Genomic DNA, 22,807 nt, shown 5'->3' with positions numbered 1-22,807 from the left:
TTATTCTCCCATATGATAACGAAATCCCACCAAATTCCGATGGCCCTCTCATGGGCTCGAGACGATAATGATCTAGACAAGTCCGCGGCACGGGCGAGTGCTGTAAGGATTGATGTGTCGCAGAATGAACGCGAAGCACCTGAGCATCGCCATCGCAAGGGCCAGCTCGTTCTGGCTTTACGGGGAGGAGTGACCTGTCGTGTTCCGAGCGGGATTTGGATGGTACCTCCGCATTGTGGCGTCTGGGTTCCAGGGGGTATGCTGCACAGCAATGTGGCGACCGCCAATGCTCGCTTGTTCTTCTTGTTCATTGAACCAGGCGCTGCCGATCTTCCAGACCGATGCTGCACGCTTTCCCTGTCTCCACTTGTCAGGGAACTTATCATCGAGTTGGCTGACCAGTCCGCCGTCGCGATGGCCGATGCTGATCTCATCACCACACTGCTTCTATCGGCTTTGCCGCGTATGCCAGTAGAGGATCTGCATCTGCCATTGACGGATGAACCTCGACTTGGACGCATCGCGTGGGCACTGGTCGACGACCCTTCCGACCGTAGCACGATAGCGCAATGGGCGGAGCGAGTGGCGATGAGCGAGAATTCGCTCGCTCGTCTCGTTCAACAGGAGACCGGCCTGACTTTCGGTCGTTGGCGACAGCAGTTGCAGTTGATCATCGCACTCCGAAGTCTTGCAGCTGGGGCAACGGTGCAGCAGGTTTCTGGCGACCTTGGATATGAATCGGTGTCAGCGTTCATCAATATGTTCAAGAAAGCGCTCGGCACATCGCCAGCCAAATATCTCAAGAATTGGGACCGTTAATCATCGGGGATTACCGTTACCGATGCGAAAGTCGGGTTTGAATAACCCTGAATAACCCTTGGCGCGAACCTCCCTTTATCGCCCAATTCCTAGCTGTATCGACAAGATTTCAGTCACTAAAAAATCTTCGACATTTCTGTCGCATACGTTGGGAGGGAGAGCCCGCCTTGCCCGGCAGCCATTTGCAGTACCGGACGACCTCTCTCACACTTTGCCGGTCAGAAAGCTGCCTTTCCGTTTTCCAACCCTTCAAAGGTTTACTGTCTGATCCCCTGCGAAAGACTTTGAAATGCGGAGATTGTGAAATATCGAAGCGCTTGACTTTAGCTCGCCGAATAGAGAAGCCACCTCTATCATCTATGGTGCCGCCTCTCCGCCGAAGCCAAGAGAGCAAGCTTGCTCTGACTTCCGCCGTAATCTCGAACTGTACAGGACGTACGGTTTTCTGCTGTATGACCGTTGCTCGTGTTCGGATATTCTGGCCCGTAAAGAGAGTTCCGATCTTGATCCTAACTAGATCGCAGCCTCGTAGCTTGCTATCGATCGCGAGATCGAACAACGCTCGGTCTCGCATCCGCCCCTCTCTATCAAGAAAGAAACGAACTGCCTAAATCTGCCGCTGTTTGAGCGGCTTCTTTAAGTAAGCCTTCCTGCCAGCGTTCCATACGGAGCGCCCAGTGCAGCAGGATCATATTGTGCGATACCCATTTGAGTTCTCCTTCGGCCACCATTGGCCGGTGGAAGAACGCGCAAATTCAAGCTTCGTTGCGTGGGGCTGGGAACTGTCGGTCAGCTTTTCGCTTTCATATAAGGAACCGGACGGTCATCTCGTTCGGTTAATGCCGCCAGGCGAATGTAGGTAATCCGATGCCTGAGCCAGTCCTACTTGAATATATGAGCCACATAGCTGATAATTTCGGCATGCGAGAACCTACTTTATCAACAAAGCCCAATTAAGCACAAAAGCATGGCCTTCGCGCTCGCCGACATCTCCACGACTTGCTATCGATTTTTGGCAAGCTGAATGTATGGCCATTCTTGAATTAAAGAGCGCTAATCCATATCTGGGATATCGCCATACTGGAACAAAATTGCGGGCGGGCCATACTCTCCAATATCAGGATCTGCTTCGCGGCTCCAGGCTACAACTCCAATGTGCTTTCCTTGCAATTCCGCCGCTGCGCGTAAAGCACGACCCTCGGTTTCAAAAGCCATTGGGTCGAATGCAGCAACTAATTCACCCGCATCATTACGATCGAATGCCGCGACAACAATGAGCCGCGCTTTGGTCATTTAGGTGTCATTCCCTTTGTCCTTGATCATAGATGAACTTGTGAGCTTAACGCTACCGGCCGTTGCGCCCACCCTTTTTGAGGTTGACGGCATAATGCTCTTTCTCTCAAGACGTTGTTTTCGCAAGCGGAGAGTCTTGGCATCCCGCTCACTTACCTCAGCGTCCAAGATAGAACGTACAGCTTTGTCTGTGCGTGAGGCGACCGACTCTCTGCCCGATGGAATTCGCTTGAAAAGCGTATCTTTCGTAAAAGCAATCAGGGAATTTTCCGTCAAGTGAGAAGTTCCTTATGAGGAAAATAAAAAGGCCAAGCATTGCTTGGCCCAAAGCTAGTTTTTTCGCTTGTGCCAGTACATCTGTGGTCACAAGAAAGAAGAAGCCTCATTTACGCTGCCTGCAAATTACAAACAGTCATTTTCCCAGACTTGCGATCCTGTTCCAGGTCATAAGTCAGTTTCTGGCCCTCATTGAGCGTATGCAAGCCTGCGCGCTCAACTGCAGAAATATGAACAAATGCATCCAAGCCGCCATTGTCAGGCTGAATAAAGCCAAAGCCTTTTGCTGCATTAAACCATTTAACTGTGCCGGTGTTCATGTGAACCCCTTTCCTAGCAATATTGATAGCTGCGTTTGAAAAACGCAGAGATGAAACGATTTTTTAAAGGGAGTTTTCGTTCAGCGCACGGTGCTAATCGCGCAGGGATCAAAGCTCAACAAGAAAATCTCGATGGTTTTATTTTAGTTGTTTAAATAAAATTTGTCAAACTATTAATATATTTTGGTTCATTAAATTGACGAATAATACTTAAATCGCCTAATATTTTCATTGTTTTTACAGTGAAATAACGATTTCAAATTTATTATTTGAGAGGCCCGGTTTGGGCGCTCTCAAACGATAATTGTTAAGCCGTGCCATAGGCGGAAGACATTTCCGTCTGTGGACCTGGGTCCGTTTGAATGTCGCCCATTACTCCAGCCATAAAACTCTTCAGAATCAACGCTGACTCATTATAATGGGGTCCTGGGAGGGGCTTCATCCTGGACGTGAGATAGCCGGCCTTAATAATCATCTGCTTCAGAATGCGATGGTTTGAGTGAAAATCGCCATTATAGATATTGGAAGACATGGCGTCCTCCTTTCAAATTGCGGGCAATGGTAATTCGACCCACGTCAGCAGAGCCCGTATTCAATCAATTCACTGACAATTTAGGATGGACTGTTTGTGATTTGATAGCAAGCGAACAATTAAGGTCACTTAGGGGCAGGATACTCGATCTGACACATCCTGAGTGATTTCATCTTCAGAAATCGAGCCCCACATAAAAAGCACCCCGCAGCGGGATCGCGCGGGGCTAGCTGGAAGGTTATCATATGCCTGCATTCAAATTTTATTCAGGGAAACTTGAAAATCAAGAACCTTTTCAATCGCTCTGTTTTTTCTCGGTATCTTCGAGGCGCGCTAAAAGTTCAGAAAAAATATCTTCGTTATTGTTGGAGGATGTCATCATCAATCCGTCTTTCAATGCATCTGCGATTGCTTGTGAGGGAAGATCACGACGCCTCACGCTGGTGGCAAAACGTCTAGCGGTTTGGTAAATGTTTGGTCGTTCTGGCATGCACCCAAAGCTTTCTCATTCTCAGTATAACAAACGTGCGGTGGCTATGTTCCGATGCCGGCAAACCGAATTAAGTTTTCAACAGAAAGCCCGGGACATTCAGGTACATCCCGGGCAGCAGTCGGCAAATGTGGTGCATGTCCTTGCCAGCGTTCTATCCGCTGAGCTTCGTACGCACCCAGCGAATAATTGGAAAGATGCCCTGCCTTAGGGACGAGCTGGGCAGGGCTACGCCATATCCCCGTGTTAAGTGAGTTTCTGGCGCGTGGCGGCTGTCATCGCCTCGTGAGATACTACGCCAGCGAGATTTTTGTTCCCCGTCAAGCAAACGGATTATATTCCGTGGGAACAGTTGGCACAGCCTGCGCCGAGCCATTGTTGTTTGCCGCTGGAATTCTCTGAATGTCGTGTCGAGTCTGATATCGCTGATGAGCAAGACGGGCAGCTAGCTCACAGATGTAGAATTGGTCTCTCAACCCGCTCTCGTACAACATGATGATGCTCGATGCTAATTCCGACGGAGAATAGTCGCGGTCGCTCTCTTCGAGCATGATTGCTGCATTGCTAAAGCAACTCCGCATAAAATTGACTTCCAATGTGTTATATATGCGGCTCGCTTCGTTAAATAGCGGCATAGTGGCCTCCCTTCAGCTAGTGCCAAAGCAACGCCGCCAAAACAATGAATGCGTCATGAAATTATATGGATGACTCCAACCGGATCAACCCGCAAAGTCCTCGCCGGCCAGAATGTGACCGACGAGGGTAGCGCCTGCCGAAGCGAGCCAAGCCGCTACAGACGCCGCACACCCTACTTGCAGAAAATGTGTTTGTTCCGAAAATTAGGTGAGTACGAAAACTACATCCAGACATGCAACTTAAATTAGTGAACTAGAAGAATTCTCGCGGAAATTGATCACAATGGTGCTATACTCAAAATCCAACGCATAATTATGTGCGTTCGATCGTTGAAGATCGGATACCATCATGAACAGGCTTGAATGGTTAAAGCCCGCACTCGGCGGAGCATTGATTGGCGCCATTGCGGCAATTGCTATCGGGTTTTCCGTCGGAGGTTGGGTCACGCACGGTACTTCTGAGCGCCTGATTGTATCCAACATGTCCGACGGGGTGGCGCTTGCCCTGACGCCTTACTGTCTTGAAAAATCAAGAAACGACCCGGCCGTTGTGAACATCCTGGCTGAGTTTAAGGCCGCCCCAGCTTACTCTCGCCGTAGCCTTATCGAGAAGTCAGGGTGGGCAACACCGTTGGGCGCAGAGCAACCCAATGCCGCGCTGGCAACAGCGTGCGGCAACGAACTCGCTAAGGCGCTTTAATAGGGCGGGGAAGCTGAATGAGGAGGCTGTAATGAAAAAACAACGTAACCGTAACATTGCATTGGAAACTGTTTCTGTACGTCCGCGGCATGATGAGGACACGACGGCTAGCAGAAGTGATCTCACAAATGCTCGTGAACAGATGAGCTCACCATCAAAGGATTGGACGCAGCTAGCGAACATTCTTCGGCGTTCTTGCGGCGGATTCTCACGTTCCCGCTCGCCGCGCCATTCTTCACCGAGGAGTAAACGCAATGGCTAATGACACCACAGCTCTGGAACGAAAGGTTCTTGCACACGAGCAAATACTTCAGGTTCTCATTGGGCATCTAGCTGAAACTGAACCCAAATTTCTGGATCGACTAAAAGCGGTATTCACGCGCCATCATATTCTTGGCTCCAATGAACAGAACTACGTTAATACAGCGCAGTATGCGGAACAATTCATTCATGAAATTGAGAGGATGCAAGAGTATAAGGCAACGCGTTGATTTTCGTCGGCTCACGATAGTATTCCAAGATTCTTGATCCGCTTATTCCTAAATAAACATCAAATGTTAGCTTGTGATTTATTCCGAAAAGGTGCACGGTATATCATCAACAGCTTTTTGAAACGGGCGCTGTCGTTGGGAGAGAACAATCTCCTGCCCCAAAAATGAAGGGGGACACAGGATGTCTTCCGCTTCACACCTACCCTACTTTGGCCCCGAAGATTTCCCTTCGCTCCGCGATTTCATGCAACGCTCCGGATATTCGTTGGAGGGGTGCGAAAAACCAGAGACCCGCTTGGAAGCCGCCAAACACCTTTGTGAGATATTCAGCGACGGGCGCCATGTTCCTGTGCAAATGCTGGACATGCTTTTGGCAGTTCGCGCCCAACGCTTGTCGCAATCTAATCAAAGAGAACTGGAAACCTGGGAAAATGAAGGCGGCTACACCGCTCCGCAAGTTGCGGCAAAGCCCTCGGTCCTGCGATGGCCACCTCGAAAGAAGCTCCGATTGAGATTGGCTTGATATTATGCGTACCTCAATATCAGGCGTTGTGTTAAGCGAGCAAAGGGTTGGATTTCGCTCCAAACAGCTCTATCCCGCGATCCGGAATATTGTGCGGATAGAACATAGGGTCCGCGAGCCGTTCAGTGCAAGGTGTTTGGCCAAACACATGCCCTCAACGCATTTACCCTGGTTGAAAACCTACTTGAGCTCCAATGCGGCGAGTTCGCATCGGGACCGAGCGGCCTATTTCGTGAGGGTATGTCGGGGCTGGTATCGTCTCAATGACACGTGATCAATCTGGCGAGGAGAAAATGTCAGCCCACAAATCTGTGGATCGTAAAATGAGTGTTTACTTGATCGCAACTCTCATAATATGCATCGATATTGGATTGATGGCATGGGTGCTGGGTTCCTATATCTATTAAGTTCGAACAGTAGGGTTCTAAAGCGTGTGCTTTCCCACCAGAATGAAGTCTGCACTTCCATGGATGCTGACGTTTCGTACGTCCACACTCAGCAAGCCATCACCTTTTTCCGATGATAACTGAACCAGCTCACCTGAATAAGCCTGCCGGAGCATCTCCATGCTCGCCCATATCGTCCCTGTTGTAAACGTCTTTTCGCCTTCTGTGAGCAGGGAGATGCTGTAGTGAACAGACCCAATATTCTTTCCCTCGCAATACAGATTGCCTGTTGAACTAAAAGTAGAGCTTGACATGATTATATCCTCAAACGGATGTTGCGATATTATGAATAATAATTAATTAGATTAAGAGATAACGAAGCACCCCAAATTATCTGGACTTGGATCGTCGAGATTTACAACTTCCGACCAGCCGCAACTTTCGAAGTTTGAACGAAGTATGAGGCAGCGGCGGGGTATTACGTCTTTTGCGCTGCAGTTTAAGCGGGAGTACGAGAGAAAGCGAGTTCGGCTCGTGTTTAGGGGCTATAGATGAACGTACTGAGTGCGTTTCCAGAGAAGCTTGTCGCCTCGTCTCTCTTGGTGAGGCGACACAGCTATAACTAATGCCGTTTGGTTTTGATCAAGTCATTGGTAGAGGTAGGGAAGCGTCCTGCAACAACTTCAGTTGACGCAACTTTCGCCTTGGACTTGTCTTGCTTTGGTTTTCTTATTTCTCGGTTACTTCTTTTCTGACCGCGGGGCATTTTGAAAACCTCCTGTCTTTCAGGATTAATTATTCCTTGGGTATCGGACCAATCCGTTGATGGTTCAAATCACGGCTGGAGATCCATCCACATTCTCAACTGTATGACGCCGAGAAAACTTCGAAAGTCGTCGCGATTGCGAGCGTCCAGATTGGAATTCTTGAATGAGCAACTTTGCTGCGACTAGGTGAGCGGTTCGGTTTTCTGCGGTATCGTAAAGCCGATAGCCAGCGCGTCGCAATATTTCGCGCATCATTCGAAAGTCGGTAGGTCCAAAGTAGGGCTTGATAATTTTGGAAGACATTTCATCCTCCTTTTATTGGGGCTGGAGTCTGCACTCGCAACCGACAGCGCCCGTTTCAAAAGCTGTCGAGACATGCACCATGCGCCTTATTTTTGAGCAAAGCAACTGAGGCTGGGATGTGACGGCAGATAGGTTCACCTACTACTTCAAGATTTGCAAAAGAAGCTACTTCATGTCATCAGCAGCGATCCGATAAGAAGTTTGCCGGGCCTGGGCAAAAACTTCGCGGGCAACATTGTAGATCAGTTTCCGAGACGTCGGAGCAGCAAGAAGCGAAAATTCCATTGCTGCGATGACGCCATTTTTCTACAGTACGGTTTTATCGATTAGAAACGGAACCGAGGTCATTCCGTCGTAGCTGACAAAGCCTACGCCGACCTCAAAATCATCGAAACTTCTGCTAGGTCTGGAAATGAAAGGGACCTTATTTTTCTCTTTCTACCGCGCCGCCGCCATCATCATAGCGATCAGCGGACTTTGCCATTGCCTTATGCTTCTGGATGAACTGTTTCAGGGCGATCTGCAGGCGACCTTCATCACGAGTTCCCTCCTGAAACCGGCGTGCAAGATATCGTGCAGCGTCAGTGCGCAAATCCTGCGTGTCGCCAGGTTTACGAGCCTCCCTAAGAAGGCGCGAAATCATAGTAATGTTTCTGGAATTCAAGGCGATGGAAGACATTATGTCCTCCTTTGTTGCGGGTCAGGCATTTGAAGCCCGAATGACAGCACCCGTTTCAATTGCTATCGATGACCACCATGCGCCTTATGTAAGAAGAAAGCAAATAAGGCTGTAATACCAGCGCTGCTAGCTCAGACTGGGCTGCGTGGCTAGCAATGATTCCTTGGCCATTTAAACTGCAGTTTTCAACGGCGGTTCGCGGCCATCCATATTTACAATGCCAATACGTGGAGACCGCTGCGCAGACTATAAATTGTAGACTTGTCCAACTCCTTCGCAATGCGCTTCCGGGGGACTTCGGGGCCGCGAGCGGCCTGTTCGATTACGGATAGGCAGAGCGGGAAAGCAGTCTTCACCCGTAGCCGGACATGGCGGTCGCCGGCTCGGATGTTCTGATCCGTTATTCAGCGTCCCTCGTCGCCCAGCATGTGATCGGCCAGACTGTAACAGTGGCTCGCCTGATAGGCGTTCCGGCCCCGGTTCATGTGCGTCAGATTGAATGCCCGGATGGCCCGCAACGCCCGGCTCGCCGCGAGAAATTTGCCAATTGAGGGAAAGCCACGGACCTTGACGCCAAACATGTCCTCTCCGCGGGGAAAAAAATAGCTGACGTCTTCAGGGGCCACGACACAACGTTCCAGAAAAGCGTCGTCCACCTGGCCGTGATCGCGTGAATGGTCGGTGGTGAAATCGGAAAGATGCACCACGAAAAGCGCATGGATATCGTCGCCATCCGCATAAAGCGAGAAAAACTCCATCCAGCTCGCATTGATGCGGACGAGCGCCTTGCCGGGGGTCGACGGCAGACAGGAAATCGACCAGTAATGCCGCTCGGTCCGGCGCGGGATCGGGATGCAGTCGCGACCGTAGCGCCTAAGAATCTCCAGAACCTCTGGAGCCTGTGGCATGCGCAGCAGCTTCTCGAACCGGGCGGCGTATTTGAAACGCAGTTCGAGGGATTCCAGGCGCTCCTCGGCGTCGCGCAGGATCGTTTTGCCTTCCATCCAATCGCGCTGTTGCTCGAAATCGAGGAACTGGCGAAGACCGGTTCGGCTTTGTTGGCGAGTGGCGTTCATCGGCGATCGAGCAGTCTGGCTACCGCCTCGCGGACAAGGGCGGGGACACGTTCGGCGTCATCCAGATAGGCACTTTCGAGGAGACCGTCCGAAAGCGCGACGAGGAGGGACGCGGTGACGGAAGGAGTCGGATCGCCGTCCTTTGCGAGAAGGCTCTGGAGGCTATCGTGATACCAGACGCGGCGCGCATCGATGGACTGGCGCACGGCGCTGGCCGGATCTGGATATTCGGCTGCCGCGTTGAGAAACGGACATCCCCGCCAAGGGCCTGCAGTCACAGTCTCGCTGATGCGCTCCATGATCGCCGAGATCATTTTCCGGGGCGATTGCTTCGGAAGCGCAGCCACCGCTGCCCGCCCGACCCTATCGATCTCTTGGAGATAGGCGACGACGAGGTCGTCCTTCGATGGAAAGTGATTGTAGAAGGTCGCTTTGGCTACGCCGGCTTCCGCAATGATGCGGTCGATGCCGACAGCATGGATGCCTCCTTCGTAGAAAAGCCGTGTCGCGGTCTCGAGCAAACGACGACGCGCGGAACCCGCTTCGGACTGGGTTTCAGATTTTTTCTGCTTCATCGCTTGACCTTAACAGACAGGTCTGTATAGTGCAACATATAGACAGACCTGTCTGTATAAGAAGAAGCCATGCATGCGAAAGACACAGCCGAAGTCATCCACCGATTCAACCAGGCGTTTGAGGAGCACGATCCCGAGATTTTCGAGGACCTGGTCGCGCCGGATTGCGTCATGGAGTCAATCCAGCCGGCACCGAACGGCACGCGCTACGAAGGCTACGATGTCAACCTGGCGTTCTGGCAGGCCATGGCCGCAGACCGCGTCAACCGCTTCGAGGTCGAAGACACTATCGTCATGGGTGACCGCGCAAACATCCGTTGGCGCTTCCATTTCGGCGACAGCGGCTCGATCCGCGGCGTCACCCTGATACGTGTTCGTGACGGGCGGATCATCGAAGCCCTGGCCTACGCCAAGATGCCTGGTGAGTCGGCGCCGCTGCCGGAATGACGGTCGCATGCGGCCAGTCGCAAAGCACGTGAGAGAGAACCAAGCCGACGATATCCGTTCGAATCGAGCCGTGGTCCATCTGTCTACGCGGAATAGACCCGGCTCCATCGCTCAATGAGGTGAGAAGATGACCAGTGACAGCAAAATTACTCATGAAATTGTGGAACGCTTCCACAACGCATTCGAGCAGCATCACCCCGAAGACCTCGATGACCTCATCGGCGACGGCTGTGTTCTCGAAAATACGGCGCCGGCCCCGGATGGCGCGCGCTACGAAGGACGTGAGACCTGCCTTGCTTTCTGGAAGGGCGTCGCGTCATCCGACAACCTCGTCTTCAAAGCAGAGGAAATCTCCGCGATGGGCGATCGCGGAATCATCCGTTGGCAACTTCGTTGGAGCAACCGGGAAGCGGACCGGGGTCGAGACGTCAATATTATGCGCGTCCGTGACGGAAAGATCGTCGAGGGTCTGGGCTACGTGAAGGGGGGCTGATGTTCCGACCCTGAACCGGCGATCCCCGTTGATCGCTACCCAGGACGGCACGGCGGCGCGCCGCCGCAACAGGGGCGCCAGCCCGAAGGAGAGAAGCGATGATGATCAACAAAGCCGGGTACACCCGAATGAAGCCACAAGCGGGACAGTGCTGTGACGGTCATTCTCGAAGCATTCAGCGCGATTGGCGCGGCTGTTACTTGACCGCACCATTGAGATAGAGATCTTCACCTCGCTGCAGCGGCGTGAAAATGAAGTCGTCTTTTCTGAGAAAGCTGTTGAACCAGCCTAAAAGATCATCTTTGGTCGACGAGTTGCGATATCCGACCAGCTTGACGGTCAGGGGAGCACTAAAGGCTATGTCAAAGGCAGTGGCAAACTGGGTGGCGCCTGAAAGCTGAACCGAAAACATGCCACCACCGTCGTGACGGATGGAAATTTCCGCACGAGCGAAAAACTCATCGCTGTAGGTGGTGATAAGACCTGGGGCTTCCCACCAATCTTCACTCGTCAAAGCGTTTCGAGTTCCTTCGCCTTGGAAGTCGACCCGGATTTCCTGGAGGCTGCGATAGTCATCGTTCTCGAAGCGCTTCAATGGTATTTTGAGCCACTGTGTATCCAGACCCGGGTTCAACCACTGGGAGACGTCATCCTCGGGGTCATTGTTAGGATCGAAGAAGAATTTCGGAGATTTCACGTCTAAATCCAAGACGACGTAGTCATCCAGCTGCTGACCAGGCCAAGATCCACTTGAGGCCCGCAAGGTGATGCGTGGCTCTTCGACTGGAAGGTCGAGCGGATAGCTCTGATAAACAAGCTTAAAATGTCCCATGCGGTTCCCCGGTCTGAAAACTCAATGTGGATTCCTTAAGATAGCGGCTGATGGTTATACTTTACTATGTCACATCTTTCTGCAACAGATCGCTCGCAATTACTGCTTCTGCCGGGAGCAGTCGATGATTATGTGGGACCGGAAAACTTGGTCCGCTTCATCGAGGACTTCGTTGACGACCTCGATCTCAAGGCTGCCGGCTTCGTGCGGGTTGTCAGCTTGAAGTGCTTAGGCCCCTCTCCACCCCATAATGGTCGTTAGCAGTAAGAAAAAGCGGAATGACCGCTTTGGAAAGCTTGAGAATGCTAAGCTAATGTCCGGAATAAGACGCTTCACGGACATACATGGAACAGTTAGCAAACCGACTGATTACAGGCGTACGCGAGACTTTGTCTCAACAGCGGAATAAGACGGCACATTACAGACCGACAACTTTCGACCTTGATTGCAGACCTTCTCCGAACTTCGTCCAACCTCCGAAGCAGCCATCCGTGAAACTATTTAGGTGACTTGGCACATCTCGGAAAATGCGGTCGACGATTGGTCCAGATATCGTTCCAAAAAATTGCCTTACGGCAACCGTACCCCGCGATTGCTATTTAAGTAACGTATTCAGAAGACGTTCAGGCGGGATGGCGGTAATATCCGAAGAGTGATTTAAGCATTTGCCATTCGCCATGCATTGATTACAGCGGAAATTTCGCTTGATTTCCTGACGCGCCAGACATGTATATTATCGACAACAGCAAGTTGGCTAGCAATGTTTTCTTGAAACTTGGTTTGATGTCTCAGGCTACGGATTGCAAAACGGTATTGTTCCCATGGCCAATCTATATTGCCTGCAGGAAGCTCTGAACGAGCCCGTCCGAAGTTTAGCAACGGTCTGATGGCCAAACGGCACGCTCGCACCCATCTGGGTGGGTCTAGCCAGACAAGACTGTCAGCATATGGTATTGCGTAAGGCAATAAACTTGGACCACCCTCCAATATCCATGCGTCACTTTGCAATGCCTGAATCAGTTTGACCTCAATTTGTGATTTTGAACGTTGTTCCCAGTTTTTGATGAGCTTAATGTTGTCAAAGGAGATAATTGGCACATCGGGACGAACTGCCGACAATTTTGCCGCGAGGTAACTTTTTCCCGCGCCATTTGGGCCCGTTACGATCAATCTCTGCAATGTCACGATCCCAGCTATGAGAAGAACAATTAAATGGCGATTGACGACAAACACATACAGAATACATGAATTCGAAAACGCTGTAATTGTCGCTAATTGAATTTATCCATTGCGTCAGACAACAGACGCGGTTGAGTTGTGCGTGCTCGACTGTCTGCGTCCACTATAACTTCTTCAGGGAACCACCTCGCAAACGCGCAGATCAGATTACGCAGTGTCAAGAATTGGACGTAGCTTAAACCCAGAGTGGCCGCTTCACCGACAGGGTTTCCAGCCCCTTCTAGTCACTTAAAACTTGCGAGGATCGTTTCCTTTAAATATATCGCGGTTGATTTCGCATATGGTGAAAGTGCTACGGCTAAATCGATCCTACGAGGCTGGAATGAATAATCGTTACGGAAAACTGGCTTCCTGGGTCTATAATCTGGATAAACCGGTCGGGCGTTCATTCGGCGACGTGGAATATTATCAGCGACGGCTCGCTGGGTCCGAAGGTCCGATCCTCGAACCTGCTGTCGGCAACGGTCGTGTTTATGTGCCGCTGCTTGAGTCCGGGTTTTCGATAGAGGGGTTCGATGCGTCTGACGAGATGCTTGGTTACTGCCAGGACGAATGCAGGAAGAGAAACCTTTACGCAAGCGTGACACGACAGACTTTCGAAGAGTTTTCTTATAGCAAAAGCTTTATTGCCGTCATCATTCCGGCGGGGTCGTTTCAGCTGGTCACGGATCTGACATCGGCGACCGGCGTGCTAAGGCGCTTCTATGATTGCCTGGTCCCAGGGGCAAAATTAATCATAGATCTCGATCCCATAGGCGGTTTTCTTGGGCCGACCGGTTCGGTCCGAAGTTGGAAAACCCAGGACGGAGATCTGCTAACACTCACAGATCATCGGGTTGAAACCGACTATATCGCGCAAACCACACTGACCCATCTGCGCTATGAACTCTGGCGAGATGGAAATCTTGTGAAATCCGAACTCGATTTGTTTAAGTTGCGGTGGTGGGGAGTCGAAGAGTTCTTGATGGCGCTGCAGCGCACGGGCTTTGTCGATATAGTGGTGTCAGGCAACTACCAGCATGGAAGAGCACCGCATAGGGACGACGAGATTATCAGTTTTGAGGCGCTGCGTCCCAATTAGATCGAAGTGGGTTTTTCAGCTGCCCTGGAACGTCATTATATGCAATGCGCTTTCAAGTCTGCCGCGGCCACCGACCAGTTAAAGGTCCGCTTACGAAGACTCGAACCCTAAACCCGCTCATCCGCTTCCCACCCCATCATGTTAGTTAGCAGCAAAAAAGCGGAACGACCGGCTCTGGAACGCGTGAGAATGCTACGCTAATGTCTGGAAAAAAGCGCAAAGCGGACGCACAACATATTCTCCACAAACAGGGCGGTGAGTATCAGGGGCGACTTCTATTACTCATTAATATCTGATATAGTGAGCGATAGAAATGGATGTTATCGCTCATGCCCTGGAACTGGACACAGCCTGATTGGCCGCATTTTCGCTATGACGCGTCTGCACTCGCGGCACTGGAACAGCGATTTCTGCTCTCCTCCGGCGAAGTCATCGGCGCTGTGCGTCACATCGATCCCGACGACCGCGACCGGTTGCGCATCGAACTCTTGAGCGACGAAGCGATCAAGACGAGCGCGATCGAAGGCGAAACATTGGACCGCTTGAGCGTCCAGTCATCACTGCGGCGACAACTCGGCCTGGACACGGACCGGCGTTCGGTGCAACCGCGTGAACACGGGATCGCGGAAATGACGGTCGACGTTTATGGCACCTATGCCCTGCCGCTTGATGACGCCACTCTGTTTCGGTGGCATACGATGTTGATGACAGGCAGTCGGCATCTGGAAAGTATAGGTGCTTATCGCAGCCATTCCGACGCTATGCAGATCGTCTCTGGCCAGTTGGACCGTCCGACGATTCATTTCGAGGCGCCGCCATCAGCGCAGGTACCAGAGGAAATGCATCAGTTCATATCGTGGTTCAACGCAAGTGCTCTGACAGGCAGTACGCCCCTCCCCGCGCTTACCCGCGCCGGGCTCAGCCATTTGTGGTTCGAAAGCATTCACCCGTTCAAAGACGGCAATGGACGACTTGGTCGCGCACTGGCCGAGAAAGCGCTCGGCCAATCACTGGGGCAACCGAGCCTGATCATGCTCAGTTTCACCATCGAACAGCAACGGAAGGCTTATTACGATCAGTTGGAAACCCATCAGCGGACCCTCGACGTCACCGAATGGTTGGTATGGTTTTCCCAAACCGTACTGACTGCTCAACAAACTACGCTGGATCGCGTCGGCTTTTACATCGCCAAGGCACATTTCTACGACCGGTTCAGGGGAGCGTTCAATCCCCGACAGGAGAAAGTCATTGCGCGTCTGTTCGAAGCGGGACCGGATGGCTTTATCGGTGGCCTCAGTGCCGAGAACTATCTGGCCATAACAAAGACCTCACGCGCTACCGCCACCCGCGATTTGCAGGATCTGGTCGACAAGGGCGCGTTGATACGCAGCGGTCAGCTTCGATTCACCCGATACGCACTGAACTGGCGAGCACCTCATTGACGACAAGATACTGGAAACGGTGTTGCCAAGCTGTTTGTGATTGGTTGCACGGGCGCGCGGCGGTTGCCTTTTCAAGCCGTCATTTCTGCGGCGTAGTCGGACCAAAGGCAGAAGGCATCTGCCCTGGCGTGTCGCCAGGAGTGGGATGGGAGGTGGTAGCTGCGGGGACGAAAGACGGTATTTATCTGATCGTGGGCTGACAGGAAGCGCTGTGCTTGGCGGGGCGATTTGAACCGCCCCATGATCTTCTCTATCTTCCTGGTGGATCAGTTGCAAAAATTTCGGTGAGGCAAAGCGTGGCGAACCGTTGGACGCAACTATGCTGCAAGCGCTGTGAATTGTTGTTTGAGTGAAAGCGGTGCGGTTGATCCGAAATTGCCTTGCAGCTTTCGCATCATATGAACGAGCATGACACCGGCGAGCGTGATGCTGGCAGCGGCTTCAGCCTTGAAGCCGAGCATGGATCGTATCCGTCGTTTGACACGGCGATGATCCTGCTCGATGGTGTTGTTCATGTATTTGCTCGAGCAGATGGTGATGAGCTTGCCACCATGTCGCAACCGGTTCTCTGCATCACATTGCATGATGGCCATCCGATTGGTCTGGCTGCCGTCAATTGTGATCTTCTCTGGCCTGCCATGTTGGGCCAGCCCCTTGCGGATAAAGCGTTTGCCAGCTTTCAGGTCGCGATTTCTGCTGAACATAAACCCGACTGTATCGCCGTTGCTGTCGATGGCTCGGTACGGATAAAGCCACTCACCTTTGACCTTCACATAGGTCTCATCCAGATTCCATTTGCGTGTGACTGGACGCTTCCTTCGATGGAAACACTCAAGCAGCATGGGGCTGAAATGCAGAACCCAGCGGTGCACCGTGGAATGGTCCACCGCGATGCTGCGCCCGGCCATCATTTCTTTCAGATTGCGAAGGCTCAGATTGTAAGTCAGGTACCATCGAATACACAAAAGGATGACGGACTTATCGAAATGGCGGCCTTTGAACATCGAACAATCCAGCTTTTTAGAAGCTGGAAACCCTATATCAATTCCCATTGACGAAACATTTGCAACAGATTCGCCTATTCGCCAAAGACCGCTCATCTTCCCAGCCCAGATTGCCTCATTGTAAATTTCCCTCTTGGGCTTGTGTTTGACGGTCGATGTCTCGACCAACTGGTCTTGTGAGGGTAGTGGTTTGCTCACGACGTGCCTGCGCAGCGATTTGGCATATGGAGTAAAACTTGATAAGAACCGCCGTTGCCGGTTTTAATCTCCCAGGGCTCCGCCGGCAGATTGCCCGCGAAGGACTCCACGTGGAATCCTTTATCCTTTAAGATGAATTTGATGAGCACACATCGACTTCACGTTCCTGAGGAGCATAACGGCGGTTCCGGCAACGGTATCAAAACCGTTTCCTCGATTAACTGCTCGATGATATAGAGCGCTTCGCCATCGGCAACAATCAATTCGACATTTCGTTGGTTGAGGCTTTTCTCGAGCAAGTTTAGGCTCTGCTCCAATCACCAACGGACAACGCCGCCGGGTGCACGCAATTTTGGATTGGTTTCATGTACGAAAAGGGCCGTGACCGTGCCCCCCCAGCTTCGACGCGGAATGAAGGGCAGGATTGTCAGCACGGCGCAGATCGTTGCGCAACCAGACAAGCGCTTTCGCGGTCATTCAATGATCCTTGGTTTATGTGTTGGAGAACGTATTTTCGGACGCGCAGATGCCACTATATTCATGTCGAGCGCCTTGATCTTCCCTTGCCTTTTCGCGGCCCGAGAAAAAATGCATTGACGCGATGTTGCAGGGCGCGGAATTTTTCACCGCGCGATTTCAGCATGTGCTCTTCAAGCGGGGGAATGCCGGAGACATGCACCAGCAACCAGTACATCTGGATCGGAGCAAGCAGCGACAGCCAGCTCCATGACGATGCGGTGATTGCCATCAGCGGCCACGCACACCAGAACAGCCATTCAAAGAAGTAGTTTGGATGTCTGGAATAGGCCCAAACGCCGGTTTCACAAATTTCAGTTTTGGCTTCCGAGGTTTTGCGAAACTGCGAAAGCTGCGCGTCAGATAGCGCTTCCCCCGTCAGTGCTATGGCGACGATTGCGATCCCGACCATATCCCAGAAATATGGAAAACCGGGGCGACTTACAGCTGCGATGTAGACTACCAGAACGAGTATGAAGGCTGCGAGAGCCTGTATCTGCAAAAACCAGAAGAGGCGAACGGATGCGTTTTCGCCCCATTCTTTTATCAGCCTTGCATAACGGGGGTCTTCACCATGGCCCATGCTGCGCTTGGCGATGTGAAAGCCAAGGCGAAGAGACCACGCCAGAATGAGGATCAGTATCACTGAACGCCGTTGCCAGGTCGCATCTGCAAGCATGACGGCTATGATTGAGCCCGCCCCAACCGAAAACGACCAGATGGCATCGATCCAGCCGTTTTTGCCGGTCTTTCGTTCAAGCGCCCAGGCAAATGCCATGATGGCAGACAGGCTGATGGCAACAATTAAAAGCAGACCGGGTTGCATGGCGGACCTTTAATGGGGAGTTTGCTTTTCCTTATGCAATACGTTCTTTTTGACTGGTTGGTTTCTTAAGCGGCGCAAAAAATTAAAAAAGTTTGGTCGCCGACTGAACCAAACTTCTTCTCAAAACGTAAAACGATGAAAATGCGGCACACACGCAGCTCAACCCGCGGTGAAGAGAGGGACTATGGATATCACGAACAGTCCGGGCAGCCCTAAGCATCTCAACGTCGCGATTATCGGTAGCGGGATTTCCGGATTGTCTGCTGCATGGCTGCTTTCGCAACGCCACGACGTGACTTTATTTGAAGCATCGGACCGCATCGGCGGCCATAGCAACACTGTAGAATTTGAGAGCAGTCACGGTCCTGTGGCCGTCGATACCGGTTTCATTGTCTATAATGAAGTGACCTATCCCAATCTGACCGCCCTGTTTCGCGCGCTTGAAGTTCCAACCGCCGCGTCGAACATGTCGTTTGCCGTTTCAGTCGGAAATGGCGCTTACGAATATTCCGGCGGTACCGGCCTCGGCCTCTTTGCCCAGCGCTCCAATCTGGTCAGCCCGCGCTTCTGGTCGATGATCCGCGATCTCTTGCGATTTTATCGCAATGCACCCAAAGACCTGAGTATCATGGGCGGTATTTCGCTGGATGATTATCTTGCACGCAATGGTTATGGCCGGGCTTTTCGTGAAGATCATCTTTATCCGATGGCGGCAGCGATCTGGTCCACCCCTGCCATGGAAGTGGGGCAATATCCGGCTGCCAGCTTCGTCCGCTTCTGCTGTAATCACGGTCTTCTTGCTCTTCGTGACAGACCAATCTGGCGTACGGTAACCGGCGGCAGCCGAGAATATCTAAGGCGGATCACCAAGCCCTACGCGGACCGGATCAGGCTCTCAACACCGATCAAATCCGTGCGACGTGCCGAGCATTCTGTCGAGTTGATCGACGGAAACAGCGTTTCCCATGTGTTCGACGATGTTGTGATTGCCACGCATGCCGATCAGGCTTTGCGGATGTTGGCCGATCCGAGCGGGGATGAAAGCCGCATTCTTGGCGCGTTTCAATATTCACGAAATGAAGCGGTGCTGCACAACGATATTTCACTGATGCCCAAACGTCGCGCGGCGTGGTCCAGTTGGAATTACCTTACCAACGCAGCCACTGGCCCGACGCAACCATCCATTACTTACTGGATGAACCGCCTGCAACCGCTGGGCAACGCGCCTGAGACTTTTGTTACGCTCAATCCTTGTCGTGCACCGCGCGAGGAACTGGTGATCCGTCGCGAGATCTATGAACATCCGATTTTCGACATGGCAACGGATCGTGCGCAGAAAGAAATCTGGTCCTTGCAAGGGCAGCGCCGGACATGGTTTTGCGGCGCGCATTTCGGCTCCGGCTTTCATGAGGACGGCCTTCAGGCCGGTCTCGCCGTGGCAGAAGATCTGGGCGGTATGCGCCGCCCATGGCTGGTCGAGCAGGAAAGTGGGCGCATCGTTCGCCAGAGTTTGCCTCTCCGGGAAAGGGCACTGGCATGACCGAGAGCTTCCAGTCGGCACTGTTTCCCGGTCATGTGACCCATGCGCGTTTACGACCGAAGGTTCACAAACTGGCCTATAAAATCTACTCGCTCCTGCTCGACCTTGATGAACTGGAAGCCCTCGATCGCAAATTGAAGCTGTTTTCACTTGACCGTTTCAATCTGTTTTCTTTCTACAGGAAAGACAGAGGCGATGGATCGGCTCTGCCGCTGCGTGAGCAGGTGGAACGTGCCATGGAGGCAGCCGGAATACTGCCTGATGGCGGTGCGATCCGCCTGCTCACTATGCCGCGTATTGCGGGCTGGGCATTTAACCCGCTCAGTGTTTTCTTCTGCTATAATTGTGGCGGTGAGCTTGTGGCAATCCTTTGGGAAGTTGATAACACTTTCCGCCAGCGCCACGGCTATATGATCCCGGTCCATAACTGCGTTAACGGACGCATCGTACAAAGCTGCGACAAGGCTTTTTACGTCTCGCCCTTCATGGACATGAAGCTGCGATATGAGTTTGAAGTCACGCCTCCCGCAGACTGGCTTTCCATCCGCATCAACAGTTTTGACGATGAAGGCCTGCTTTTGACTGCCCGCCATCTGGCGCGCCGGGTTGAATTGAGCGACGCCGCCTTGCTACGCGCCTTTCTTACAATTCCGTTTCTCACCTTGAAAGTGATTGGCGGCATTCACTGGGAGGCGCTGAAAATATGGTTGAAGGGCATCGGTTTACGCAGAAGACCTGCAGGGCCAGAGATTTCCATCACATCTGTTCGTAACGAGACCGCCCAGCAGAGGAACAAGGCCGCATGAGCCAGCTCGACGAGTATCATCAACTATCGGCATCAAGCCGGACTGAACGACCAGCTTTCAGCCCTTCGACTATCGTGTTGAAACGGCTGCTGAAGCAGGTCCAGCATGGGCGATTGGTGCTTTCACTGCCCGGCGGTGAGGTCATTGCTGTTAATGGTCTATTGCCCGGACCGGAAGCCAAAATTGCAATTGTCAAATGGAACAGCCTGCGTCGCCTGCTGACGGGCGGGGATATTGGCTTTGCGCAATCCTATATCGAAGGCGAATGGACATCACCCCATCTCACATCGGTCATCCGCTTTGCGGCGCGCAATCGCGTTACGCTGACATCCACATTACGCGGATCTGGCTGGATGCGGGTGCTGAACCGTATCAGCCACCTGCTCAATGCAAACACGCGCCGCGGCAGCCGGCGCAACATCGAAGCCCACTACGATCTCGGCAATGATTTCTATGCCCGATGGCTCGACCCTTCGATGCTTTATTCATCTGCGATCTGGAATGAGACGACCCATAGCCTTGAAAGTGCGCAGAAGCAGAAGTTGCAGTGTATTGCTGAAAAACTGGCGCTTGAGGGCGGCGAAAGAATTCTTGAAATCGGTTGTGGCTGGGGTGCCCTGGCGGGCTATCTCGCAAACTGTCACAATGCCAATGTGACGGGAATAACCCTGTCGCCATCGCAGCTCGCTTGGGCAAAAGCCGCAGTTGAAAACGGAGGGCTCAGCGATGCCGTTGACCTTCGCTTGCAAGATTACCGCGATGTTCAGGGCCAGTTTGACCGCATTGTATCAATCGAAATGTTTGAGGCCGTTGGCGAAGCCTATTGGCCGGAATATTTCACAACCCTGAAACGCTGTCTCAAGCCCGGCGGCAGAGCAGTCCTGCAGGTCATTTCAATAGAAGAAGCGCGCTACGAAAATTATCGCCGCAAGGCCGATTTCATCCAGAAATTCATCTTTCCGGGGGGCTTTCTGCCGTCAGATAAAGTGCTTGAGCGCGACCTTACGAAGGCCGGTTTGGTTTTAAAGGAGACCGAGCATTTTGGCCATTCATACGCGCTTACGCTTGCCGAATGGCGTCAGCGCTTTATCGCCAACTGGCCTGAAATCGCGAAGCTTGGCTTTGACGATAAATTCCGACGGCTTTGGGAATACTACCTTTGCTATTGCGAAGGTGGGTTTGAGGAAGGTGCAATCAATGTTGGGCTCTACACGATTGAACATGCTTAGGCTTCACCCCCCCACTAACGGAGGAAGCGTCGATGAAATGGATACTGACGATTGGCATAATGACAGTGTCGTTTCCCTTCACAGCGCAGGCGGCTGAGATCAACGGCAACTGGGTGCGCGGGGATGGGAATGCGCGAGTGAAAATTGCTGAATGCGGCGAGGATATCTGCGCCACCAATACCTGGATCAAGCCCGGAACACCAAAAGAGAAAACCGGCGACCGGCTGGTGATGAGCATCAACGAAACTGCGAACGGACAATATTCTGGCACAGCTTTCGATCCGCAACGTAACCTCACCTACAAGATCAGCGTGAAAGTTGACGGCGATACCATGACGAGCAATGGCTGCGTTCTGGCTGGCCTCCTGTGTCGCAATGTGGGCTGGACCCGAATCAAGTAAGAGCGAGTTATCGATGAAAGATTATCTCATAGCCTATGTGGTGACAGCGGTTGCATTTCTGGCAATCGACTCCGTGTGGTTATCCAACATGGCGAACGTGTTTTACCGCCCTGTCATGGGCGACATGCTTGCGCCAGGTTTTCGTCTCGCGCCAGCAGTCGTTTTCTATGTGATTTTCGTGTTTGGACTGGTTTTCTTTGCGGTCAAGCCCGGACTTCTGGCCGGTAGTGGTACAGTCACGCTCGTTCACGGTGCGCTTCTCGGATTCGTCGCTTATGCGACTTATGATCTGACCAATCAGGCCACTTTGAAAAACTGGTCTTGGACCCTGACAATCGCAGACGTGGTCTGGGGCACTGTCCTGTCTGCCGCGTCAGCCTATATTGGCTATTGGGTTACGTCGCGGAGCAGCGGCTAGGTTGGAGTAAGCATATGCAAAGATGGGGTCTTTTGGCCGTCTTCGTCTTCGTCATCATTGTTGTAGGAATGGCAATCGGTATCGGTTTCCCGCCGGGCGAATGGTATGCAGCGCTTCAAAAGCCTTGGTTTACCCCGCCTAACGCAGCCTTTGGCCCCATCTGGACGATACTTTATATCTTCATTGCCATTGCAGGCTGGCACACATGGATAAGCGATCGTGGGTGGAAGCGGCGCGGACTGTGGTTTGGCCAGATGGTATTGAACTTCATCTGGACGCCTATTTTCTTCGGCGCTCACATGACCGTGCTGGGGCTTGTCGTAATCATCGGCGTCTGGTTTTGCGTGCTTTTGTTTATCATTCGCGCGTGGCAACCAGATCGCATCTCGGCGTTGCTATTCGTGCCATACCTCATATGGCTATCGCTGGCGACAGCGTTGAATGCGGCAATTGTCGTGTTGAACTAATGA

At 52.2% G+C, this 22,807-nt stretch carries 28 protein-coding genes and 2 pseudogenes; 15 read left to right on the top strand and 15 right to left on the bottom strand.

The genetic code is table 11. The annotated features are described in order from the left end of the window. Positions 1-12: 12 nt before the first annotated feature. Positions 13-819, top strand: a complete 807-nt coding sequence (locus AC1RHM_RS07990) for an AraC family transcriptional regulator (RefSeq protein WP_151612539.1) — start codon at positions 13-15, stop codon at positions 817-819. 352 nt (positions 820-1,171) lie between these two features. Here AC1RHM_RS07990 and AC1RHM_RS07985 read toward each other — a convergent pair. From AC1RHM_RS07985 to AC1RHM_RS07965, 5 genes and pseudogenes are all read right to left on the bottom strand, one after another. Beyond that, positions 1,172-1,527 (bottom strand): annotated as a pseudogene (locus tag AC1RHM_RS07985) (site-specific integrase); the annotation flags it as partial. Positions 1,528-1,872: 345 nt separating this feature from the next. Beyond that, the gene (locus AC1RHM_RS07980; RefSeq protein ID WP_029928426.1) at positions 1,873-2,112 is read right to left on the bottom strand and encodes a hypothetical protein; all 240 of its coding nucleotides are present in this window, start codon (positions 2,110-2,112) and stop codon (positions 1,873-1,875) included. 386 nt (positions 2,113-2,498) lie between these two features. Continuing rightward, a complete protein-coding gene (locus AC1RHM_RS07975) occupies positions 2,499-2,708 on the bottom strand; it encodes a cold-shock protein (RefSeq protein WP_029928430.1) in 210 nt (69 codons plus the stop codon). Between the two features lie 307 nt (positions 2,709-3,015). Continuing rightward, positions 3,016-3,240, bottom strand: a complete 225-nt coding sequence (locus AC1RHM_RS07970; RefSeq protein WP_029928432.1) for a hypothetical protein — start codon at positions 3,238-3,240, stop codon at positions 3,016-3,018. 295 nt (positions 3,241-3,535) lie between these two features. Continuing rightward, complete coding sequence (locus AC1RHM_RS07965) at positions 3,536-3,730, bottom strand: hypothetical protein (protein WP_151612537.1); 195 nt, start codon at positions 3,728-3,730, stop codon at positions 3,536-3,538. A gap of 984 nt (positions 3,731-4,714) precedes the next feature. Here AC1RHM_RS07965 and AC1RHM_RS07960 point away from each other — a divergent pair. From AC1RHM_RS07960 to AC1RHM_RS07950, 3 genes are all read left to right on the top strand, one after another. Then, a complete protein-coding gene (locus AC1RHM_RS07960; RefSeq protein WP_029928436.1) occupies positions 4,715-5,065 on the top strand; it encodes a hypothetical protein in 351 nt (116 codons plus the stop codon). Between the two features lie 254 nt (positions 5,066-5,319). Continuing rightward, positions 5,320-5,556, top strand: coding sequence for a hypothetical protein (locus AC1RHM_RS07955; protein ID WP_051686661.1), 237 nt, complete (start codon positions 5,320-5,322; stop codon positions 5,554-5,556). 181 nt (positions 5,557-5,737) lie between these two features. Then, positions 5,738-6,079 carry a hypothetical protein gene (locus tag AC1RHM_RS07950; RefSeq protein WP_143851093.1) on the top strand — a complete coding sequence of 114 codons (342 nt, stop codon included), beginning with the start codon at positions 5,738-5,740 and terminating at the stop codon, positions 6,077-6,079. Positions 6,080-6,503: 424 nt separating this feature from the next. On the opposite strand, the gene AC1RHM_RS07945 is transcribed toward AC1RHM_RS07950, so the two are convergent. The 4 genes from AC1RHM_RS07945 to AC1RHM_RS07930 all read right to left on the bottom strand — a co-directional run bounded on the left by AC1RHM_RS07945 (position 6,504) and on the right by AC1RHM_RS07930 (position 9,865). Beyond that, on the bottom strand, positions 6,504-6,779 hold the full coding sequence (locus AC1RHM_RS07945) for a hypothetical protein (RefSeq protein WP_151612533.1): 276 nt from the start codon (positions 6,777-6,779) through the stop codon (positions 6,504-6,506). A gap of 1,180 nt (positions 6,780-7,959) precedes the next feature. Further along, positions 7,960-8,214: a hypothetical protein gene (locus tag AC1RHM_RS07940; protein WP_029928444.1), complete on the bottom strand. Its 255-nt coding sequence runs from the start codon at positions 8,212-8,214 to the stop codon at positions 7,960-7,962. Between the two features lie 404 nt (positions 8,215-8,618). Next, positions 8,619-9,290, bottom strand: coding sequence for a hypothetical protein (locus AC1RHM_RS07935; protein ID WP_151612531.1), 672 nt, complete (start codon positions 9,288-9,290; stop codon positions 8,619-8,621). Then, complete coding sequence (locus AC1RHM_RS07930) at positions 9,287-9,865, bottom strand: TetR/AcrR family transcriptional regulator (RefSeq protein ID WP_151612529.1); 579 nt, start codon at positions 9,863-9,865, stop codon at positions 9,287-9,289. Before AC1RHM_RS07930 ends, AC1RHM_RS07935 begins: the two co-directional genes overlap by 4 nt. Positions 9,866-9,934: 69 nt before the next feature. On the opposite strand from AC1RHM_RS07930, the gene AC1RHM_RS07925 reads away from it, so the two are divergent. Continuing rightward, the gene (locus AC1RHM_RS07925; RefSeq protein WP_010660320.1) at positions 9,935-10,312 is read left to right on the top strand and encodes a nuclear transport factor 2 family protein; all 378 of its coding nucleotides are present in this window, start codon (positions 9,935-9,937) and stop codon (positions 10,310-10,312) included. 127 nt (positions 10,313-10,439) lie between these two features. Beyond that, the gene (locus AC1RHM_RS07920) at positions 10,440-10,805 is read left to right on the top strand and encodes a nuclear transport factor 2 family protein (protein ID WP_151576616.1); all 366 of its coding nucleotides are present in this window, start codon (positions 10,440-10,442) and stop codon (positions 10,803-10,805) included. Between the two features lie 196 nt (positions 10,806-11,001). On the opposite strand, the gene AC1RHM_RS07915 is transcribed toward AC1RHM_RS07920, so the two are convergent. Next, the gene (locus AC1RHM_RS07915; RefSeq protein WP_036579105.1) at positions 11,002-11,637 is read right to left on the bottom strand and encodes a hypothetical protein; all 636 of its coding nucleotides are present in this window, start codon (positions 11,635-11,637) and stop codon (positions 11,002-11,004) included. A gap of 66 nt (positions 11,638-11,703) precedes the next feature. On the opposite strand from AC1RHM_RS07915, the gene AC1RHM_RS07910 reads away from it, so the two are divergent. Continuing rightward, positions 11,704-11,898 carry a hypothetical protein gene (locus tag AC1RHM_RS07910; protein ID WP_081861797.1) on the top strand — a complete coding sequence of 65 codons (195 nt, stop codon included), beginning with the start codon at positions 11,704-11,706 and terminating at the stop codon, positions 11,896-11,898. 396 nt (positions 11,899-12,294) lie between these two features. Here AC1RHM_RS07910 and AC1RHM_RS07905 read toward each other — a convergent pair whose 3' ends face one another. Next, positions 12,295-12,822 (bottom strand): P-loop NTPase family protein, encoded by a 528-nt coding sequence (locus AC1RHM_RS07905; protein ID WP_235907498.1) that lies wholly within the window; start codon positions 12,820-12,822, stop codon positions 12,295-12,297. 376 nt (positions 12,823-13,198) lie between these two features. On the opposite strand from AC1RHM_RS07905, the gene AC1RHM_RS07900 reads away from it, so the two are divergent. Together AC1RHM_RS07900 and AC1RHM_RS07895 are read left to right on the top strand one after the other, a co-directional pair. Beyond that, on the top strand, positions 13,199-13,957 hold the full coding sequence (locus AC1RHM_RS07900) for a methyltransferase domain-containing protein (protein WP_029928454.1): 759 nt from the start codon (positions 13,199-13,201) through the stop codon (positions 13,955-13,957). Between the two features lie 329 nt (positions 13,958-14,286). Beyond that, positions 14,287-15,399 (top strand): Fic family protein, encoded by a 1,113-nt coding sequence (locus tag AC1RHM_RS07895; RefSeq protein WP_151612523.1) that lies wholly within the window; start codon positions 14,287-14,289, stop codon positions 15,397-15,399. Between the two features lie 71 nt (positions 15,400-15,470). On the opposite strand, the pseudogene AC1RHM_RS07890 reads toward AC1RHM_RS07895, so the two are convergent. The 4 genes and pseudogenes from AC1RHM_RS07890 to AC1RHM_RS07875 all read right to left on the bottom strand — a co-directional run. Next, positions 15,471-15,662: pseudogene (locus AC1RHM_RS07890) on the bottom strand (IS6 family transposase); the annotation flags it as partial. A gap of 54 nt (positions 15,663-15,716) precedes the next feature. Next, the gene (locus AC1RHM_RS07885; protein WP_029928819.1) at positions 15,717-16,403 is read right to left on the bottom strand and encodes an IS6 family transposase; all 687 of its coding nucleotides are present in this window, start codon (positions 16,401-16,403) and stop codon (positions 15,717-15,719) included. Positions 16,404-16,964: 561 nt separating this feature from the next. After that, the gene (locus AC1RHM_RS07880; protein WP_226622745.1) at positions 16,965-17,078 is read right to left on the bottom strand and encodes a deoxyribodipyrimidine photo-lyase; all 114 of its coding nucleotides are present in this window, start codon (positions 17,076-17,078) and stop codon (positions 16,965-16,967) included. 61 nt (positions 17,079-17,139) lie between these two features. Continuing rightward, complete coding sequence (locus AC1RHM_RS07875) at positions 17,140-17,943, bottom strand: DUF1295 domain-containing protein (protein WP_029928457.1); 804 nt, start codon at positions 17,941-17,943, stop codon at positions 17,140-17,142. A gap of 184 nt (positions 17,944-18,127) precedes the next feature. Between AC1RHM_RS07875 and AC1RHM_RS07870 the strand changes: the two genes are divergently transcribed. Genes AC1RHM_RS07870 through AC1RHM_RS07845 form a run of 6 tightly spaced genes read left to right on the top strand, consistent with a single transcriptional unit; the run spans position 18,128 to position 22,804 of the window. Then, positions 18,128-19,483 (top strand): NAD(P)/FAD-dependent oxidoreductase, encoded by a 1,356-nt coding sequence (locus AC1RHM_RS07870; RefSeq protein WP_151612521.1) that lies wholly within the window; start codon positions 18,128-18,130, stop codon positions 19,481-19,483. Next, positions 19,480-20,289: a DUF1365 domain-containing protein gene (locus AC1RHM_RS07865; RefSeq protein ID WP_029928460.1), complete on the top strand. Its 810-nt coding sequence runs from the start codon at positions 19,480-19,482 to the stop codon at positions 20,287-20,289. Before AC1RHM_RS07870 ends, AC1RHM_RS07865 begins: the two co-directional genes overlap by 4 nt. Beyond that, positions 20,286-21,518 carry an SAM-dependent methyltransferase gene (locus AC1RHM_RS07860; protein ID WP_029928463.1) on the top strand — a complete coding sequence of 411 codons (1,233 nt, stop codon included), beginning with the start codon at positions 20,286-20,288 and terminating at the stop codon, positions 21,516-21,518. Before AC1RHM_RS07865 ends, AC1RHM_RS07860 begins: the two co-directional genes overlap by 4 nt. 32 nt (positions 21,519-21,550) lie before the next feature. Beyond that, the gene (locus tag AC1RHM_RS07855; RefSeq protein ID WP_029928465.1) at positions 21,551-21,919 is read left to right on the top strand and encodes a DUF2147 domain-containing protein; all 369 of its coding nucleotides are present in this window, start codon (positions 21,551-21,553) and stop codon (positions 21,917-21,919) included. A 13-nt stretch (positions 21,920-21,932) separates the two neighbouring features. After that, on the top strand, positions 21,933-22,337 hold the full coding sequence (locus AC1RHM_RS07850; RefSeq protein WP_010660335.1) for a DUF2177 family protein: 405 nt from the start codon (positions 21,933-21,935) through the stop codon (positions 22,335-22,337). Positions 22,338-22,351: 14 nt separating this feature from the next. After that, positions 22,352-22,804, top strand: coding sequence for a TspO/MBR family protein (locus AC1RHM_RS07845; RefSeq protein ID WP_010660336.1), 453 nt, complete (start codon positions 22,352-22,354; stop codon positions 22,802-22,804). Positions 22,805-22,807: the final 3 nt, after the last annotated feature.

The organism is Brucella sp. GW823-FHT04E01, assembly GCF_058796175.1.
The sequence above is the reverse complement of the archived record's forward strand: the minus strand, read 5'-3'. Positions and strand labels throughout refer to the sequence as shown.